Source organism: Saccharopolyspora sp. NPDC000359 (genome assembly GCF_040300525.1).
GTDB lineage: Bacteria > Actinomycetota > Actinomycetes > Mycobacteriales > Pseudonocardiaceae > Saccharopolyspora.
The window spans coordinates 38,099-56,591 of record NZ_JBEPDU010000037.1 but is presented as its reverse complement, the minus strand read 5'-3'; the positions used below and the strand labels follow the sequence as shown (position 1 = coordinate 56,591).

Genomic DNA, 18,493 nt, shown 5'->3' with positions numbered 1-18,493 from the left:
GCCGTACCGCCCCCGCCGTATACGATCCGCAGGTGTCGCCAGCCGAGGACGGGACGAGGGAGATGCCGAGCACAACCGGTGCGCAGGCGCTGTCGAAGTCGGAGAAGGTCTACCGGGAACTCCACTCCCGCATCCTGTCGGGGCGCTACGCCAGCGGGTACCGGCTGGTCCTGGACCAGATCGCCCGCGAGTTCGGCACCAGCCCGGTGCCGGTACGCGAGGCGGTGCGGCGGTTGGAGGCCGAAGGCCTGGTGACGTTCACCCGCAACGTCGGCGCCCAGGTGGCCGGCATCAACACCGCCGACTACGCCAACGCGATGCAGACCCTGGCCTACCTGGAAGGCGCGGCCACCAGCCTCGCCGCCACGCGCATCGCCCCGGAGCAGCTGGCCGAGGCCGCCGCCCTCAACGCGGAGATGCGGCAGCTGTGCGAGGGGGTGCTGGACCCGGTGCGGTTCACCGAGCTCAACCACCGCTTCCACTGGGTGCTGTGCGAGAGCTGCCCGAACCAGCACCTGCTCGACCTGGTGCACCGGGAGTGGCAGCGGATGTCGGGCATCCGGCGGTCCAGCTTCACCTTCGTCCCGAGCCGCACGCTGTCCTCCGTGGACGAGCACGACCGGCTCGTCGCGCTGATCCGGGCCGGTGCCTCGCAGGCGGAGATCGAGCGCGTCGCGCGCGACCACAAGCTCCGGACGATGACCGAGTACGTCACCTCCCGCCCGGATTCCCCGGCCTGACGCCGCGGCGGAGCCGTCGCCCTCGCCCGCATAGGATTTCGGGTACCCCCACACCGGACGACCGCCCGCGCACCGGGCAGGAAGGCACGGCTCCATGCCCGACCGGCAGGCTGGCTCGCAGACCCTGAGCCGCGGCATCAGGTTGCTCGAGATCCTCTCCGCCGCCGACCGCAACCTGTCGATCGACGAGTTGGCCGCGGAGCTCGAGGTGCACCGCTCGGTCGCCTACCGGCTGCTGCGCACCCTGGAGGACCACGGGCTGGTCGTCCGCGACGGCGCCGGGCGGATCGCACTCGGGGCGGGCTTGGCGGCGCTGGCCGCGGGCGTCTCGCGGGACCTGCAGTCCGCGGCGCTGCCCGAACTCGCCGACGTCGCCGACGAATTCGGGATGACCTGCCTGCTCGCGGTGCACAACGACGGGCACGAGGCCGTCACCCTGGTCAGCAGCGCGCCCCGGCAGTCGGTGGCCGTGGTGTCCTACAAGCCCGGCCACCGGCACCCGATCACCCGCGGCGGGCCGGGCAAGGCGATCCTGCTGGAACTGCCCGAGAGCGCCTGGCCCGCGGACATGACCGACGAGCTGCGCGCCGAGATCGCGGAGAGCCGCGCCCTGGGGTTCGCGCGCAGCAGCGACGAGGTGGTCCCGTCGCTGCGCTCCGTCGCGGTGCCGCTGGTACTGCCCGACCAGCCGCTGGCCTCCATCGCGGTCATCCACGTCTCGCTCCCCCGCCCGGAGGAGGAGATCGCCGCACGCCTCAAGACCGCCGCGAAGCGCGTCCAGCGGGCGTACGGCGCCTGACCCCCGGGTTCAGCTGCCGACCGGGCGCTTGGCGGTGCTGAAGATGCCCGCGAAGAACGCGGCCAGCTCGTCCACGGCGTCCAGCGGGAGCACGTTGGCCACGTAGTGGTCGGGCCGCACCACGACGAGCGCGCCGCCCCGGTCGATGCCGCGCGCCTCGAAGATGTCCTCCGCCGGGTCGGCTGCGTAGACCTTCTCGTAGTCCACCAGGGAGAACGGGCCGACCTTGGGCAGGAACGCCCGGGGCACCGCGGCCATGTCGACGCCGGTGTGCGGCTGCTGGTAGACCACCTTGACGTCGAACCACGCGTCGACGTCGGCGTCCTCGGGCGTGTGGGCGAGCACCGGTGACTCCGGCGAACTGGTGATCCACTCGGCGAAGTCGGTCGTCTTCGACGGCTCCCCGGCGGCGGGCCGGTCGGCGAACGCGTAGATCCGCCAGCGCCCGTCCGCGCGGTGGTGGTGGCCCAGGTGCACCGGGTTGGCGTCGCAGACCCGGGTGACCGGGTTGGACTTGAAGCGCTTGCCGACCGGGAAGCCGGTGGCCAGGTCCTGGTGGGTGGCCGCGCCGATGATCATCGACGGCTGGTACTGGGTCATCAGCCCGGCGGGGAACTCCGCGGTCTTGACGTAGAAGTCCTCCAGCTCACTGGGGTCGGACAGCTCCTCGGGCTTGGCGGCCATCAGGCTCGACCACTGCCGGTCGAAGTCGATCAGGTTCTGCGCGATCACCTGGCGCTCGGCGGAGTAGGTGTCCAGCAGCGACTCCGGGGCACGGCCTTCCAGTACGTGCGCGACCTTCCAGGCGATGTTCCAGCCGTCCTGCATCGACACGTTCATGCCCTGGCCCGCCTTCGCGCTGTGCGTGTGGCAGGCGTCGCCGGTGATGAACACTCGCGGGCTGCGGATGCCCACGAGCTCGGGCGGCACGTCGTCGAACTTCGCGGCGAGCCGGTGCCCCACCTCGTAGACGCTGCGCCAGCACACGTGCTTCACGTCCAGCTTGTACGGGTGCATGATCCGGTTGGCGCGGGCCTCGACCTCTTCCTGCGTGGTGCCGCGCACGGCGCCGTTGTCGTCCTCCGGGACCTCGCCCAGGTCGACGTACATCCGGAACAGGTGGTTGCCCTCCCGCGGGATGTGCAGGATGCTGCCGCCGTCGTGGGACTGGATGGCGCACTTGGTGCGGATGTCGGGGAAGTCGGTCTCGGCCAGCACGTCCATCACGCCCCACGCGTGGTTGGCCTGGTCCCCCACGAGTTCGAGGCCGATGGACTCGCGCACCTTGCTGCGGGCGCCGTCGCAGCCGATCACGTACTTGGCCCGGACGGTCCGCTCGGCGCCCTCGTCCGCCCCCGCGCTGCGGCGCAGGGTGACCGCGACCGGGTGCTCGCCGTCCTCGGCGACCTGGAGGGTGACGAACTCGTAGCCGTAGTCCGGCACCAGGCGGGCCGGGGCGTTGCGCGCCGCCTCGGCGAAGTAGTCGAGCACGCGCGCCTGGTTGACGATCAGGTGCGGGAACTCGCTGATCCCGGACGGGTCGTCGGGGGTGCGCGCGGCGCGGACGATGTTCTCCGGGTTCTCCGGGTCCGGCTTCCAGAAGGCCATCTCGGTGATGCGGTAGGCCTCCTCGGTGATCCGCCCGGCGAAGCCGAACGCCTGGAACGTCTCGACGCTGCGGGCCTGGATGCCGTCGGCCTGACCAACCTCGAGGCGTCCCGGGCGGCGGTCGATGATGCGCGTGACGATGTCGGGGAACTGCGCCAGTTGCGCGGCGGCGATCATCCCGGCCGGACCGCTGCCCACGATGAGGACGTCGACCTCGTCCGGGAGCTCCTCGGGACGATCGACACCGACCCCCGCGGGTGGCTGCACCCGCGGATCACCGGAGACGTACCCGTGGTGGTGAAACTGCACGGTTCCTCCTCACATCGTTGTGGGTCCTGCGCGCGACCAGCGCTTGTTCTATAAAAGAACAACAAGTTCTAATATCGAACGGCCGTATCGTATAGTTCGGCCTCGGCGCCGCACAAGGGCGAGATCCCCGAGAACGGCGGCGGTTCTCGGGAATTCCGGCGGGAATCCAGTCGCGCACCCAGCGCTTCGCCCACCCCGGCGGCGAATTCCACCGCCGCGGGAACCGCTGCCCAACGACCGGTGGGGCCTGCCCGGTCCAGCTGGGCAGGCCCTGGCCGGTGCGGGACCCCACCGGGACCCCGCACCGGGTTCAGCTGCGCGGGCCGTCGATCAGCACCGGGCGAGCCGCGCACGTCGGTCGCTCACAGCGAGTTGCCGAGCTTGAAGCCCTCCGCGACGTCGTCCTTGCGGGTGTAGGAGAACCCGTCAGCGCCGATCGTCACGGCCATCTCGCTGGTGTCGGTGCGCTCCTGCACCGGCTGCGGATTGCCGTCCAGGTCCAGCACCGGCGAGGCCTCGGTGTACCAGGACGGCACGACCGGGTTGCCCCACCAGTCGCGGCGCTGGTTGTCGTGGACGTCCCAGGTCACCACCGGGTTGTCCGGGTCGCCGGTGTAGTAGTCCTGGGTGTAGATCTCCACCCGGTGCCCGTCGGGGTCGCGGATGTAGAGGTAGAAGGCGTTGGACACGCCGTGCCGCCCGGGACCGCGCTCGATGACGTCGGACTTGCGCAACGCGCCGAGCTTGTCGCAGATGGCCAGGATGTTGTGCTTCTCGTGGGTGGCGAAGGCGATGTGGTGCAGCCGCGGCCCGTCACCACCGGTCAGCGCGGTGTCGTGCACGGTCGCCTTGCGCCGCAACCACGCCGCGTAGGTGGTGCCCTCCTCGTCCTTGATGTCCTCGGTGACCCGGAACCCGAGCTCCTCCAGGTAGGCCCGCCCCTTCGGCACGTCCGGCGTCACCTGGTTGAAGTGGTCGAGGCGCACCAGCGCGCCCGGAGTGTAGAGGTCGTAGCGCCAGGCCAGCCGCTCGACGTGCTCGACCTCGTAGAAGAACTCGTACGGGAAGCCCAGCGGGTCGGTGACCCGGACCGAGTCGCCGATCCCCTTGGTGAAGCCGTCCTTCCGGCGCTCCGTGCGGCACCCGCGGGCGGCGAACCACTGCTCGGCCCGGTCCACGTCCTCCGGGGTGCGGACGCGGTAGGCGAACGCCGCCGCCGCGGCGACCGGCCCCTTGCGCAGCACCAGGTTGTGGTGGATGAACTCCTCGAACGAGCGGAGGTAGACCGCCTCGTCGTCCTCCTCGGTGACCACCAGGCCGAGGGTGTCCACGTAGAACTCCCGGGAAGCGGCCAGGTCGGTGACCACCAGGTCCAGGTAGGCGCAGCGGACGATGTCGGGCGGGGTCAGCTCCGAGACACTCATCGTTGAACGTTCCTTCGCTTGCGTGACGCCCTCAGGCGCCGAACTTGGGGGTGTGGACAGGCGCCAGCGAGATGTGCATGGCCTGCTGGTCGGAGTAGAAGTCCAGCGACCGGTACCCGCCCTCGTGGCCGAGTCCGGAGGCCTTCACCCCGCCGAACGGCGTGCGCAGGTCCCGGACGTTGTGCGAGTTGAGCCAGACCATGCCCGCGTCGATGCGCTGCCCGAAGTTGTGCGCCCGCTCCAGGTCCGAGGTCCACACGTAGGCGGCCAGCCCGTACTTGACGTCGTTGGCCAGCTCCAGCGCTTCCTCGTCGGTGTCGAACGGGGTGATCGCCACGACCGGGCCGAAGATCTCCTCCTGGAAGATCCGCGCGGTCGGCGGCACGTCCACGAACACCGTCGGCTGCACGTAGTTGCCGGTCTCCAGGCCCTCCGGCCGACCGCCACCGGCGGCCAGCTTGGCCTCGGTCTTGCCGATCTCGATGTAGCTGACGACCTTCTGGTAGTGCTCGGGGTGCACCAGCGCGCCGACCTCGGTGGCCGGGTCGTGCGGGTCGCCGACCTTGATGTTCTTCGCCCGCTCGACGTAGCGCCGGACGAACTCGTCGTAGATGGGCCGCTCCACCAGGATCCGGCTGCCCGCGGTGCAGCGCTCGCCGTTGAGCGAGAACACGCCGAACACCGTCGAGTCGATCGCGGCGTCGAGGTCGGCGTCGGCGAAGACCACGGCGGGGCTCTTGCCACCGAGCTCCATGGACAGCGCCTTCAGCGTCGGGGCGGCGTTGGCGAAGATCACCTTGCCGGTGGCCGATTCCCCGGTGAAGGAGATCAGCTGCACGTCCTCGTGCTTGACCAGCGCGTCACCGGCCTCCTCGCCGATGCCGTTGACCAGGTTGAACACCCCGTCCGGCACCCCGGCCTCGCGGAAGATCTCCGGCCACAGGCTGGCCGACAGCGGGGTGAACTCGGCGGGCTTGAGCACCACGGTGCAGCCCGAGGCCAGCGCCGGGGCGAGCTTCCAGCTCTCCAGCATGAACGGCGTGTTCCACGGGGTGATCAGCCCGGCCACGCCCTTGGGCTTGCGGTTGACGTAGTTGACCTGCTTGCCCGGCACCTTGTAGGTGTCGTCGGCCTGCGCCACGACCAGGTCGGCGAAGAACCGGAAGTTCTCCGCGGCCCGCTTGGCCTGCCCGAGCGCCTGGGTGATGGGCAGCCCGGAGTCGAAGCTCTCCCACTCGGCCAGCCGCTCGTTGCGGGTCTCCACGATGTCGGCGATCCGGTTGAGCACCCGGGCGCGCTCGCGCGGCAGCATCCCCGGCCACGGCCCCTCGTCGAAGGCCTTGCGCGCCGCTGCCACGGCGCGGTCCACGTCGGCCTGCTTGCCCGCCGCGGACTCGAGGTAGTTCTGGTTGGACACCGGGTCCAGGACGTCGAAGGTGGCGCCGTCCAGGCTGTCCACGAACTCGCCGTCGATGAAGTGCTGGATCCGCTTCGGGAGGTTCTGCGGCACGTGCTGGTTGGTCATGGTCACTGTCCTCCGGTGGTGGCGGTGCGGGCCGCGATGGTGTCGCTGTCGTCGACCGGCGAGAGGTAGTCGGCGCCTTCGGCGAGCAGCGCGCGGATCTTGTCCTTGCCCGGTTCGGTCGGGGTGATCAGCGGCGAGCGGACGTGCCCGGAGCTGATCAGGCCGCGCTGCTCCAGCACCCACTTGACCGGCGCCGGGTTGGTCTCCACGAAGATCAGGTCGACCAGCGGGTGCACGCCGTAGTGGATGTCCAGCGCGTCCTCCAGCCGACCGGCGCGGTAGGCCTCGTACATCTCCTTGGTCGCGGCCGGTGCGATGTTGGCGGTGGCGCTGATGAAGCCGGTGCCGCCGAGCGCCAGCAGCGGCAGGCACAGCAGCTCGATGCCGGACCACACCAGCAGGTCCCGCCCGGCCGCCTTGATGACCCGGGAGAAGTGCTCGAAGTCCTTGGTGGTCTCCTTGATGCCGACGAAGTTCGGCACGTCGCGGTGCAGCCGCGCGACCGTCTCCGGGGCGATCTCCACCGCGGTCCGGCTCGGCACGTTGTAGGCGATGATCGGCAGGTCGGGGTACTCGGCGGCGACCGTCTTGTACCAGGTGTAGAGCGCTTCCTGGGTGGGCCGCGCGTAGTACGGGGTGATGATCAGCGCGGCGTCCACGCCCGCGTCGTGCGCGGCGCCGGTGAGCTCGATGGTCTCGTCGAGCTTGGCCGAACCGGTGCCCGGCACGACCGGGGCCCGGCCGTCGACGGCCTTGAGCACCGTGCGGATCGCGGCCGCCCGCTCGTCGATGGTCTGCGCGCTGGGCTCACCGGTCGAGCCGCCGATGGAGATCCCGTCCGAGCCCTGCTTGAGCTGCCAGTCGACCAGGTTCGCCAGCGACTCGTGGTCCACCGCGCCGTCGGCGGTGAACGGGGTGACCACCGGCGCGATCGATCCGGTCAGTTCCTCGGGGCGGGTGCGCCAGGCACCCGGGGTGTTGCTCATCTCGATCCTCCTGCGGGCTGTGCGTCGGTGTTCGGTCAGTCGGTGCTGCGCTCGGCCTCGTACCGCTTGCGCCACTCGCCGGTCAGCGGGTACAGGCCGTCGACGGCGGCTCCTTCGGCGACCCGGGCGGCGATCCACGCCTCCTCGGCCTCCTGCTCGATCGAGGCGTCGAGCACCTCGTCCAGCAGGGCGGGCGGGATGACCAGGACCCCGTCGTCGTCGCCGACGACCACGTCGCCGGGCTGCACGGTCGCGCCGCCGCAGGCGACGGTGATGTCGGAGTCCCACGGCACGTGCCGCCGCCCCAGCACGGCGGGGTGCGGACCACCGGAGAAGGTGGGGATGTCGAGCTCGGCGACCGCGGTCCAGTCCCGCACGCCACCGTCGGTGACGATCCCGGCCGCACCCCGGACCTGGGCCCGCAGCGCGAGGATGTCGCCCACCGTGCCGCTGCCGCGCTCCCCGCGCGCCTCCACCACCAGCACGTCGCCGGGGCCGAGCGCGTCGAAGGCCCGCTTCTGCGCGTTGTAGCCGCCGCCGTGGCTGCGGAACAGGTCCTCGCGGGCAGGGACGAAGCGCAGCGTCCGCGCCCGGCCGATCATCTTCTGGCCTGGGCTGTTGGTGCGCACGCCGTCGATCGAGAGCTGGTTGTAGCCGTGCTTGCGCAGCTGCGAGGACAGCGTGGCCACCGAGACCTGCTGCAGCTTCGCCACCAGCTCGTCGGTGAGCTCGAACGGGGCCGGGAGCCCGGCCGCCTCGCGGCTGCCCCAGGCCTCGGCGCGCTGGTGGTCGTCGACCGCTGGCTGCGCGCTGAACTCCGGCAGCGGGGTCTGCCCCTCGACCACGGTGGTCCGCAACCGGCCGGTGCGGTGCTCGGTGCCCGGGACGTCCACCTCGACCTCGACGACGTCGCCCGGGCCGACCACCGACGACCCGGCGGGGGTGCCGGTGAGCACCACGTCGCCCGGTTCCAGGGTGATCAGCTGGGAGAGGTCGGCGATCAGCTCGCCGAACGGGAAGACCACGGTGCCCGCGGAGTCGTCCTGGACGAGCTCGCCGTTCACCCAGGTCCGAACGCGCAGCGCGGCCGGGTCGAGCTCGGCGGCGGGCAGCGTGGCCGGGCCCAGCGGCGTGTAGCCGTCGCCGCCCTTGGAACGCAGGTTCGAGCCCTTGTCCGCGGCGCGCAGGTCGTAGACGCCGAGGTCGTTGGCCGCGGTCACGGCGGACACGTGCGCCCAACCGTCCTCGCGGGCGACCCGACGGGCGGTCTTGCCGATCACCAGCGCGATCTCGCCTTCGAAGGCCAGCAGCTCCGCGCCCGGCGGGCGCTCCACGGTTTGGTCGGAGGCGGCCAGCGAGGTCACCGGCTTGAGGAAGTACGACGGCTTGGCCGGCGCCCGGCCGCGCTGGGCGATCCGCGACGGGTAGTTCAGGTGCAGCGCGATCACCTTGCCGGGCCGCCCGACCAGCGGGTGCCGGGCCAGTCCTCCACCAGCAGAACGGACATCGTCGTGCGTCATGCCGAGGATCGTATATGATGATGTATCTGACATCAAACATCGGAGCGCGCGGAGGGCACGGGACGCACAGGCGCGTCGGGCAAGATGGAGCGCACGTCAGCGAAGCGAGGAACCATGACCACGGACGCACCGACCGGCCGCGTCAGCAAGTCCCAACAGGCCTACGAGTGGCTCCACGAGCGGATCGTCACGCACCGCTTCACGCCCGGCTACCGGCTGGTGCTCAGCCAGATCGCCGCCGAGCTCGGCATCAGCGCGGTCCCGGTCCGCGAGGCCATCCGCCGGTTGGAGGCCGAAGGCCTGGTCACCTTCGAGAAGAACATTGGCGCCCAGGTCGCCCTGGTGGACGAGGGCGAGTACGTGACCACGATGCAGACGCTGGCGGTCGTCGAAGGCGCCGCCACCGGCTTCTCCGCCCCGCTGCTGACCGCCGAGGACCTGGCCGAAGCGCGGGCGGTGAACCAGCGGATGCGGGAGTGCCTGGAGCACTTCGACCCGCGCCGCTTCACCGAGCTCAACGAGGAGTTCCACGCGGTCCTGTTCGCCCGCTGCCCGAACGAGCACATCACCGACCTGGTGCGCCGCGGCTGGAGCCGCCTGCGCCTGCTGCGCAACTCGACCTTCAGCTTCGTCCCGGGCCGCGCGGTGCAGTCGGTCGCCGAGCACGACCGGCTGATCACCCTGATCGAGGACGGCGCCGACCCGCTCGACATCGAACTCGCGGCCCGCCGCCACCGCACGGCCACCCTCGACGCCCTCCGCCACTTCCAACGCCACCACGACCAGCCGTAGGGGTGCGCGCCCTGGTCGAGGCACCGCCGCCCGGAGGCCCCCGGATCCGCACAGGCTCGGTGCTGGCCCCGGTGGGGACGCGAATCCCCTGACAGATCGGCACTTCTGGTCAACTGGGCAAGCCCGGCGCCGTTCTGCGCACCCGCGCAGTGCGGCGCACACTGCCTGGTGGGGCTCGCTCTCCCGAAGCCGACAGCACGCTCCGCCGGGAGGCCGCAGATGACCAGCAAGCAGATCCGCGATCCGGGAACCGATGCGCTGCTGACGCCGGGGAACGCAGCGGTGGTGATCATCGACTACCAACCGGTGCAGGTCAATTCCATCAACTCGATGGACCGCCAACTCCTGGTCACCAACATCGTCGGGGTGGCCAAGATCGCGCGCACCTACCAGCTGCCGATCGTGCACTCGACGGTCAACGTCGAGACCGGCTTGAACAAGCCCCCCCCATCCCGCAACTCCGGGAGGTCCTCGGCGACCTGCCCACCTACGACCGCACCTCGATCAACGCCTGGGAGGACCAGGAGTTCACCGACGCGGTCGAGGCCACCGGTCGCCGGAAGCTGGTGATGACGGCGCTGTGGACGGAGGCGTGCCTGACGTTCCCCACGCTCGACGCGTTGCGCGAGGGCTACGAGGTCTACCCGGTCGTGGACGCCGTCGGCGGGACGTCGGTGGCCGCTCACGAGGCCGCGCTGCGCCGGGTCGAGCAGGCCGGGGCGCAACCCATCACCTGGGTGCAACTGCTGTGCGAGCTCCAGCGGGACTGGGCGCGGAAGGACACCGCCGAGGACTTCATGACGCTGTTCATCGAGACCGGCGGCACCGCGGGCCTGCAGTTCGCCTACGACCGCGGCTGACACCTGCGAGCACGCAGCTCCTGCGAAGCGCGAGGGCCCGGCGAGTCGCACTCGCCGGGCCCTCATGCGCGCCCAGACCCCAGCGGGGATCAGTTCGCGCTCAAGCATCAAGTGGCAGGTCCCGCCGACGGGCGGGGAGCCACCGAAGAAAGGACTAGGTCAGACGCGCACGCTGGCGGCCTGCGGGCCCTTGGGGCCCTGGGTGACCTCGTAGGTCACGTGCTGGTCCTCGGACAGCTCGCGGAAGCCCGAAGCCTCGATGGCCGAGTAGTGCACGAACACGTCCGGACCGCCCTCGTCGGGGGCGATGAAGCCGAAGCCCTTCTCCGCGTTGAACCACTTCACGGTGCCCTGTGCCATGTTCTTCTCCTCAGGAGCTGGATGGAAACCGGCGCGGCACACTGCGTGCCGACCGGGGCCGGAGGATCCTCAGACGGCTGCTCACTCCAGCTTGACCAGGGAAAGCGGCTCACCCGCATCGATATCCTGCGAGGTTGCGCGGAACACGAAACAGAACTACTACGACCGCTGACGACAGTACACGACGTTGAACCTCCTCGGCCAGTGGGCCTCGGTAGGCGGCTCACCCGTTGGTGACCTCGACCCGGACTACGTCGATCGAGACCTGCTCCCCCAGCGCGCCGCGCCGCAGTCGGCCGCAAGCAGTGCGGCCAGCGGGAGCGCGTTGCGCAGGATCTGGATGCCGACGTCTTCCCCCACTCGCTCGACCCGCGGACGGCACTTCTGCCACACGCATCTCGGCGGGCCCATGCCGAATCAATGCACACGCATGGAACTTCTATGCGGGCGCATGATTGTTCGCCCAAACATCGTGCACGGCAAGGAAGAACTTCGTCTCGTAGAACACAGATCATCGGGGATTAGGCGTTCGAGCGTCGAGGTTGAGGCGAGTGCGAGATCAGCATGCGGGTCTCGTGCCCACCGGGCGGACGATGTGGACCAGCTACCCAGATCCGAAACCCACCAACAAGGTCATGTCGATCGAAGAGGTGCACTACTGATGCGCAAGATCAATCGCGTGCTGGCTGCGGGAGCGTTGGCGCTCCCGCTCACGCTCGGCATCGCCGGAGCAGCCTCCGCCCAGGGGCAGGACACCACCGTCCGCGTCGACAGCCAGGCGTCCGCCCAGGCCCAGGGCCACGGCTCGGCCGAGGCGAGCAGCCAGGCGTCCGCCCAGGTGCGGGGCCACGGCTCGGCCGACGCCAGCAGCCACGCGGCGGTGCGGGTGGACGGCCGCGGCGACCACTGGAACCACCCGGACCGCTGGGACCACCGGTGGAACGACGGCCGCTGGGGCTTCCACGCGATCCACGGGCACTTCCACCAGGGGCAGCACGGCATCTGCTTCCTGGACCACGGCCACTCCTGGCACGTCGTCCGATGAGCACGATCCGGTGACCACCTGATCAAGTGGTGGGTTCTCGGCCTGACGCCGAGAACCCACCACACCCACGGCTCAGTCCTCGGCCTGACCGCCCAGGATCCGGGAGAACACCTCGTGCAGGTACTCCAGTTCCGCCTCGGAGAGCCGGTCGGCGAACGCGCGCTCGACCGCTGCCGCGTTGGTGCGGGCGGCGCTGCGCGCCAGCTTCCTGCCCTCCGCGGTCAGCTCGACGTCCACGGCGCGGAAGTCGCCCACCGCGCCGACCCGGACGACGAGCCCCCTGGTCTCGAGCCGGTCGACGAGGCGGCTGAGCGCGCTCTGGCTCAGGATGACCCGGTCGGTGAGCTCGCGGAGTCCGACCCCGCCAGCGGGGATGTTGATCAGCGCGTCGAACTCGTTCACCGAGAGGCCGTGCCGGTCCGCCAGATCGGCCTCGATCTCGCGGAGCACCGCGGCGTGGACCTCCATCATCGAACGCCACACCGCGACCCTGAACCGCCTGGACACCTTCGCCCCCACCACCCGACGTGCAACCGAGAAGCCTACCCCGCCGCGTCCGCGACCAGGTGCCGACACCCCGACGGCTCCGCCGAGGTCCCATGCACGCGCATGGCACCACTCCTCGCCGTCCGCACGATTTGAACGAGGCGATCTCACCGGACTCGCACAGGCGAGTCGCCGGATGATCCACAGTTTCAACTGAAACTGTAACCCCAGGTGAGTGCCGAAACTTCGGGTGCGCAAGAGTGGTGACGCGTTGTCGGAGGGGTGGGGATGGTTACAGTTTCAACTGAAACTGTAACCACCGGCGTGTCGGGCACCCGACACGCCGGTGATGTGTCGGGGCGCTTGCTGAGATCACCTCAATGGAAACCAGACGTCTGATTTCCATTGAGGTCGCGGCGGGTGGACCCGGGTGAGGTCGACCAGCGAGGCGCGGAGGAGCAGCACCGTCCCGGAGGCTCGGCTCGTGCGGAGGGCCCCTTCCGGGGCGGCGCTGCCCGGTCCGCTACTTGGGCTCCCCGGCGAGGTTGGTGCCGCGGCCCTCGCGGACCGCCAGGACGCAGGCCGCGGAGACCAGGAACGACAGTCCCCAGACCAACGCGACCAACCACAGGTCGCCGCCCGCGGCGAGCACCAGCCCGGAGGCGATCACCGGGGTGAACCCGGCGCCGAGGGTGGAGGCCGTCTGGTAGGCCAGGGACGCGCCGGTGTAGCGCATGCGGGTGGGGAAGAGCTCGGCAACGAACGCGCCGAACGGTCCGAAGATGACGCCCTGGACGATGCCGTTGGCCAGGAAGAGGCCGATCGCGAACCCCCACAGCGCACCCGTCTGCAGCAGCAGGGTGATCGGGTAGGCCAGCACCGCCCCAGCGACCATCCCGGCGAGCATCACCGGTTTGCGGCCGAACCGGTCGGACAGCCGGGCGGCGAACCAGATCCCGACGATCGTCAGCGCCGCCCCGACCGCCTTGACGGTGAGCACCCCGGTGCGGTCCACGCCGAGCTCGATGACGTGCGCCACCGCCCACACCGTCATCAAGCCCTGCACGGTGTAGGAGCTCATCCCGGCGACGATGCCCAGCACCAGGTTGCGCGGGTACTGGGTGACGACCTCCAGCAGCGGGATCTTCCGCCGCTCGGCCGTGTCCTCCAGCTCCAGGAACAACGGCGTCTCGGCCACCTTCACCCGGATCAGCAGGCCGATCCCGATCAGCACCGCGCTGAGCAGGAACGGCACCCGCCAGCCCCAGCTGAGGAACTGCGCGTCCGGCAGCGAGGAGAACGCCGCCACCACGAGCGTGGCGAGCACGGCACCGGCGGGCCCGCCCATGTTGGCGAAGCTCGCCGCGAACCCGCGCCGCTTCGACGGGGCGTGCTCGAGCGCTACGAGCATCGCGCCACCCCACTCGCCACCGACGGCCAGGCCCTGCACCAGCCGCAGCACGACCAGCAGGGTGGGTGCCGCGACGCCGATCTGGGCGCTGGTCGGCAGCACGCCGATCGCGGTGGTGGCCAGCCCCATCAGCAGCATCGACAGGATCAGCACGCCCTTGCGGCCGAGGCGGTCGCCGAAGTGGCCGAAGAGCGCGCCGCCGAGCGGTCGGGCGACGTAACCGACGGCCAGCGTGCTGAACGAGGCGAACAGCCCCACCGCGGGTGGCATCCCGGTGAAGAACAGCTCGCCGAACACCAGGCTGGCGGCGGTCGCGTAGAGGATGAAGTCGTGGAACTCGATGGCGCTGCCGATGAAGCTGGACGCCAGGATCCGGCGCATCTCCCTGGTGTTCAGGCTGTCCGATGTGGACCGGCGAGTGGCGGCGGTCTGCTGGCTCACGGTGCGACCACCTCTCCACCCGCGGCGCGGAGCGCGCCGACGTGCAGCACGTCGAGGTCGTCGGGGACGAGGAAGGTGCCGTGGCACCGTGCCGCGGCGGCCTCCCACACCGACCGGGGCGCGGTGCCGGGCACCAGGTGGTGCAGGGCGAGCGCTGCGGCGCCCGCGGCGTTGGCGATGTCCACCGCCTGGTCCGGGCTGGTGTGGGACTTGGTGTGGTGGTCGATCGAGGCCTGCGCGGTCGGACCGCCGCCCGCGTAGGTGCGGTGCACCCAGTCGAAGTCGATCGCCTCGTGCAGCAGCAGGTCGGTGCCGCGGGCGAGGCGGACCAGGTTCTCGCACGGCGCGGTGTCCCCGGAGATGGTGACCGAACCGTGCGCGGTGTCGAAGCGGAAGGCGAACGCCGGGGCGATCGGCGGGTGGCGCACGAGGGTGGCGGTGACGGTGACCAGGTCGTCCGCGTAGACCTCGAACGGCGGCACGCCTTCTGGGGTCGGGTTGTCGTTCGGGTGGTAGCCGATGCCCTCGGGGATGCGGATGTCCTCGGCGTGGAAGCGGTCGAGCGGGCTGGGCCGCAGCGCGTCGAGCACCCGGTCGTTCAGGTCGGTGGCGTGCGCGGCCATCAGGTGGTGGAACATCGCCGCCGTGCCCGGGGTCGGGTGGTCGGGGAACACCGGGGAGGGCGGCACCACCGCGCGGGGCGCGACGGGCGGCAGCGCCCCCCTGTCCCCCGGCCCGATGATCCGGACCGGGGGCTGGTCGTCGGCCAACGCGAACATGCCGAAGATCGCCAGGCTGGCCAGGTCGACGGTGTGGTCGGAGTGCAGGTGGGTGAGGAACACCGCGCGCAGCGAGCTGATCGGGACACCAGCGAGGTTCAACTGCCGCCCCACGCCGTGCCCGGCGTCGACGAGGTAGGTGCGGTCGCCGACGAGGACGGCCGTGGCGATGCCCGCGCGCTTGCCCGCGTCCGCGCCCGCCCACCAGCGGGGTCCTCCTGCGGTGCCGAGGGTGACGACCTTCGGGCGCGGATCGGCGGGGCGACCAGTGGTGTGGCTCATGCCGACGATTGGAAACCACCCCACTCATCGACGCCAATACCGAATTTCACGTCCAGCGATAGAGGCCGACTATGCGAGCAGGTCCAGGAACGCCTGCGCGGCGGGGGACAGCTTCCCCGGGCGGCGGAACAGGTCGATGCGGCGGTTCAGCACGGGTTGCACCGAGCACAGCACCGCGCCCTCCAGCTCGGCGAGCCGGGCCAGCGGGCGGGGCAACACCGCGCACCCGGCACCGGCCACCACCAGGTGCAGCGCCGATTCGCGGTGCCCCACCTCCACCACGACGTTGAGCTCGGTTCCGCGGCGTTCGGCTTCCGCGCGCAGGATGTCGCGCACCAGGGTGCCCTCGAAGCCGGTCACCACCTCCCTGGTGAGCAGCTCCTCGACGGTCATCCGCCCGTCCGGCGGCGGGGTGCTGCCCGGCGGCAGCGTGATGACGAGCTCCTGCTCGCCGATCGGGGTGCTCTCCAGGTCGTCGGCCGGGCGCGGCACCGCGTCGGCGAGGCCGAGCTCGGCCCGCCCGGTGCGCACGGCGGCGCGCACGTCCTCCTCGGACTCCGGCTGGTGCAGCCGCACCCGGACCTGCGGGTGGCGGGCGCGGAACCGGCCGATCGCCCGGGCCAGCGGGTCCAGCGCCAGCGTCGGGAGCGTGACCAGGTCCAGCCTGCCGGCCATCAGCCCGGCCACCTCGCGCACCGCGGCCCGCCCGGTCTCCATCTCGCGCAGTGCCCGGCGTGCGAAGTCGACCAGCGCGGAACCGGCGGCGGTGAGCCGCACGCTGCGCGGAAGCCGGTGGAAGAGCTCCGCACCCAGCTCCCGCTCCAGCACCTTGACCGAGTGCGACAGCGACGGCTGCGCCACGTGCAGGGCGGCAGCCGCCGCGGTGAACCCGCCGTGGTCCACCACGGCGAGGAAGTACTCGAGCTGGCGTCGTTCCACGCGCACACGGTAAGCGCGCGCGGCGAGCGGAGCCGGAGCGGCCCGCTACTGCTGCTGGCGGTCGGCGATGCCCTTCATGCACCACTCGCCGTCGGTCACGCCGAGCACGACGTCGATCGGGAGGGTCTGGGTCTGGCCCTGCGCGGTGAGGGTGAGGTCCACCGGGGCCAGGGCCTCGCTGTCCAGCGAGCGGTGGGTCGGGCCCGTCTGCTTGGCGGACTGGATGAGCTGCAACGCCTGCGGCGGCAGCTGCGGGGCCAGCTGGCCGTCGGTGCTGCGGCACGAGTTGTCCGCCAGCCCGGTGGCGTTCTTGCTGGCCAGCGCCGCGGTGACCGCGGAAGCCCGGTCGTCCGGCTTGCCCGGCCCGACGAGGAAGTCCGGCTTGGCGATCCCGGCGACCGCCATCCCGGCGACGACGCCCACGACCAGACCGCTGCCGAGCCCGACCAGCAGCTTCTTCCTGCCCCCGCGGTTCGGGGCGGCGGGAGCTTCCTCCTCCGCCTCAGGCTGGGCCTCCTCGGGCCCGGCGGGAGCCTCCTCCGCCGCCTCAGGCCGGGTCTCCTCAGCCGCGGCAGGCGACTCCTCCGCCGAGGCGCGCTCGGTCCCCTTGGCGGGCCCGTGCTGGGTCTCCTCGGCCTGCGACTCGCCCGCCTGCTCGGGGTTCTCCCCGCGCACGGGGTCTTCGCCCGCCGACTCGGCCCGGCTCGGTTCGGTCATGGTGGGGTACCTCCCGCGACGCCTTCCAAGCGGCGCCAGCACGTCGAAGCGCGGCGCCATTCCACCGGCCACCTTGCCTGCGCTGTCCACGCACGTCCACGAACGCGCCGACGAGAGTGGCATTACTCATAGGTCGACGTTCCTGCCCGGGGTTGACGGCGATCCGGAGATCGTCCACATCGGATCGAACCGGCGACTTCGCACCACTGGTCGACTTCCCCCGCCCCACCGGTCCAAACCAGACGTATGTGCCGCCCGAATCGCGCGGTATGCCCGTCGCGACCGCCGCCGCTGCGGAACGCCTCGCACGTGCACGCCCGCACCGGGGGCGGCGCAGGTCTCGCGGCCGAAGTCAAGCGCATTCCCCACCGGGGTCACCAGCGAGTTGAACCGCGGGCCGCTCAGCGGTAGGTACTGGATCAGCACTTCCGCACAACTGGAGGACGACCATGCGCTACACCCGACTTGGAACGACCGGGCTGGAGGTCTCGTCGGTCTGCGTGGGCTGCATGAGCTTCGGCGAGCCGGACCGCGGCTCCCACGCCTGGACACTCCCGGAGGAGCCGAGCCGGGAGATCATCCGAGCCGCGATCGAGGCCGGGATCAACTTCTTCGACACGGCCAACGTCTACTCGGACGGCTCCAGCGAGGAGATCGTCGGCCGCGCGCTGAAGGACTTCGCGCGGCGCGAGGACGTCGTCATCGCCACCAAGGTGCGGATGCGGATGCGCCCCGGACCGAACGGCGCCGGGCTGTCGCGCCGGGCGATCATGACCGAGATCGACAACAGCCTGCGCCGCCTCGGCACCGACCACGTCGACCTCTACCAGATCCACCGGTGGGACCCCGAGACGCCCATCGAGGAGACCATGGAGGCGCTGCACGACGTGGTGAAGGCGGGCAAGGCCCGCTACATCGGAGCCTCCTCGATGCACACCTGGCAGTTCGCCAAGGCCCAGTTCACCGCCGAGCGCCACGGCTGGACGCGGTTCGTCAGCATGCAGAACCACTACAACCTGCTCTACCGCGAGGAGGAGCGGGAGATGCTGCCGTTCTGCGCCGACCAGGGCGTGGGGTCGATCCCGTGGAGCCCGCTGGCCCGGGGGCGGCTGACCCGCCCGTGGGACGCCTCGACGGCGCGGTCCGAGACCGACGAGTTCGGCAAGACCCTGTACCTGGACAGCGACCGCACGATCGTCGAGCGGGTGCAGGAGCTCGCGGGCAAGCGCGGGGTCTCGGCCGCGCAGGTCGCGCTGGCGTGGGTCCTGCGCAACCCGGTGGTCTCCGCGCCGATCGTGGGCGCGACCAAGCTGGCGCACCTGCAGGACGCGGTCGCCGCCGTGGACGTGACCCTCGACGACGCCGAAGCGGCGTACCTGGAAGAGGCCTACGCCCCGCACAACACCGCTGGTTTCGCGTGATCAAATGGTTCCGGGGCACCGCGCGGCGGGGCCCCGGAACCGCGGCACC

At 71.0% G+C, this 18,493-nt stretch carries 18 protein-coding genes; 7 read left to right on the top strand and 11 right to left on the bottom strand.

The features are described from left to right. The first annotated feature begins 32 nt into the window (after positions 1-32). On the top strand, positions 33-740 hold the full coding sequence (locus tag ABT324_RS22800; protein WP_351181039.1) for a GntR family transcriptional regulator: 708 nt from the start codon (positions 33-35) through the stop codon (positions 738-740). A 94-nt stretch (positions 741-834) separates the two neighbouring features. Then, positions 835-1,539, top strand: coding sequence for an IclR family transcriptional regulator (locus ABT324_RS22795; protein WP_351181036.1), 705 nt, complete (start codon positions 835-837; stop codon positions 1,537-1,539). Between the two features lie 9 nt (positions 1,540-1,548). Here ABT324_RS22795 and ABT324_RS22790 read toward each other — a convergent pair whose 3' ends face one another. The 5 genes from ABT324_RS22790 to ABT324_RS22770 all read right to left on the bottom strand — a co-directional run bounded on the left by ABT324_RS22790 (position 1,549) and on the right by ABT324_RS22770 (position 8,911). Further along, positions 1,549-3,456 (bottom strand): FAD-binding monooxygenase, encoded by a 1,908-nt coding sequence (locus ABT324_RS22790; protein ID WP_351181033.1) that lies wholly within the window; start codon positions 3,454-3,456, stop codon positions 1,549-1,551. Positions 3,457-3,818: 362 nt separating this feature from the next. After that, positions 3,819-4,880 (bottom strand): 3,4-dihydroxyphenylacetate 2,3-dioxygenase, encoded by a 1,062-nt coding sequence (gene hpaD, locus ABT324_RS22785; RefSeq protein WP_351181030.1) that lies wholly within the window; start codon positions 4,878-4,880, stop codon positions 3,819-3,821. A 31-nt stretch (positions 4,881-4,911) separates the two neighbouring features. Then, entirely contained in the window at positions 4,912-6,405 is a 1,494-nt protein-coding gene (gene hpaE, locus ABT324_RS22780) for a 5-carboxymethyl-2-hydroxymuconate semialdehyde dehydrogenase (RefSeq protein ID WP_351181027.1), read from the bottom strand. Positions 6,406-6,407: 2 nt separating this feature from the next. Further along, positions 6,408-7,391, bottom strand: a complete 984-nt coding sequence (dapA, locus tag ABT324_RS22775; RefSeq protein WP_351181024.1) for a 4-hydroxy-tetrahydrodipicolinate synthase — start codon at positions 7,389-7,391, stop codon at positions 6,408-6,410. A gap of 35 nt (positions 7,392-7,426) precedes the next feature. Then, positions 7,427-8,911 carry a fumarylacetoacetate hydrolase family protein gene (locus ABT324_RS22770; RefSeq protein WP_351181021.1) on the bottom strand — a complete coding sequence of 495 codons (1,485 nt, stop codon included), beginning with the start codon at positions 8,909-8,911 and terminating at the stop codon, positions 7,427-7,429. 114 nt (positions 8,912-9,025) lie between these two features. Between ABT324_RS22770 and ABT324_RS22765 the strand changes: the two genes are divergently transcribed. The 3 genes from ABT324_RS22765 (at position 9,026) to ABT324_RS22755 (ending at position 10,563) form a co-directional block, all read left to right on the top strand. Next, positions 9,026-9,703: a GntR family transcriptional regulator gene (locus ABT324_RS22765; protein ID WP_351181018.1), complete on the top strand. Its 678-nt coding sequence runs from the start codon at positions 9,026-9,028 to the stop codon at positions 9,701-9,703. Positions 9,704-9,922: 219 nt separating this feature from the next. Then, positions 9,923-10,273 carry a cysteine hydrolase family protein gene (locus tag ABT324_RS22760; protein WP_351181112.1) on the top strand — a complete coding sequence of 117 codons (351 nt, stop codon included), beginning with the start codon at positions 9,923-9,925 and terminating at the stop codon, positions 10,271-10,273. Beyond that, positions 10,183-10,563, top strand: coding sequence for an isochorismatase family protein (locus ABT324_RS22755; protein ID WP_351181109.1), 381 nt, complete (start codon positions 10,183-10,185; stop codon positions 10,561-10,563). Before ABT324_RS22760 ends, ABT324_RS22755 begins: the two co-directional genes overlap by 91 nt. Positions 10,564-10,722: 159 nt before the next feature. On the opposite strand, the gene ABT324_RS22750 is transcribed toward ABT324_RS22755, so the two are convergent. Further along, positions 10,723-10,923, bottom strand: a complete 201-nt coding sequence (locus ABT324_RS22750) for a cold-shock protein (RefSeq protein ID WP_351181015.1) — start codon at positions 10,921-10,923, stop codon at positions 10,723-10,725. Positions 10,924-11,584: 661 nt separating this feature from the next. On the opposite strand from ABT324_RS22750, the gene ABT324_RS22745 reads away from it, so the two are divergent. After that, a complete protein-coding gene (locus ABT324_RS22745; protein ID WP_351181012.1) occupies positions 11,585-11,968 on the top strand; it encodes a hypothetical protein in 384 nt (127 codons plus the stop codon). Between the two features lie 72 nt (positions 11,969-12,040). Here ABT324_RS22745 and ABT324_RS22740 read toward each other — a convergent pair whose 3' ends face one another. From ABT324_RS22740 to ABT324_RS22720, 5 genes are all read right to left on the bottom strand, one after another. Next, complete coding sequence (locus tag ABT324_RS22740) at positions 12,041-12,475, bottom strand: MarR family winged helix-turn-helix transcriptional regulator (protein ID WP_351181009.1); 435 nt, start codon at positions 12,473-12,475, stop codon at positions 12,041-12,043. Positions 12,476-12,977: 502 nt separating this feature from the next. Beyond that, a complete protein-coding gene (locus ABT324_RS22735) occupies positions 12,978-14,306 on the bottom strand; it encodes an MFS transporter (RefSeq protein ID WP_351181006.1) in 1,329 nt (442 codons plus the stop codon). Beyond that, positions 14,303-15,367 (bottom strand): MBL fold metallo-hydrolase, encoded by a 1,065-nt coding sequence (locus ABT324_RS22730; protein WP_351181002.1) that lies wholly within the window; start codon positions 15,365-15,367, stop codon positions 14,303-14,305. The genes ABT324_RS22735 and ABT324_RS22730 overlap by 4 nt, the downstream gene beginning before the upstream one ends. Before the next feature lie 69 nt (positions 15,368-15,436). Then, on the bottom strand, positions 15,437-16,306 hold the full coding sequence (locus tag ABT324_RS22725) for a LysR family transcriptional regulator (protein WP_351180999.1): 870 nt from the start codon (positions 16,304-16,306) through the stop codon (positions 15,437-15,439). 45 nt (positions 16,307-16,351) lie between these two features. Then, the gene (locus tag ABT324_RS22720; RefSeq protein WP_351180996.1) at positions 16,352-17,023 is read right to left on the bottom strand and encodes a hypothetical protein; all 672 of its coding nucleotides are present in this window, start codon (positions 17,021-17,023) and stop codon (positions 16,352-16,354) included. Positions 17,024-17,472: 449 nt separating this feature from the next. On the opposite strand from ABT324_RS22720, the gene ABT324_RS22715 reads away from it, so the two are divergent. Next, positions 17,473-18,444, top strand: coding sequence for an aldo/keto reductase (locus ABT324_RS22715; RefSeq protein ID WP_351180993.1), 972 nt, complete (start codon positions 17,473-17,475; stop codon positions 18,442-18,444). Positions 18,445-18,493: the final 49 nt, after the last annotated feature.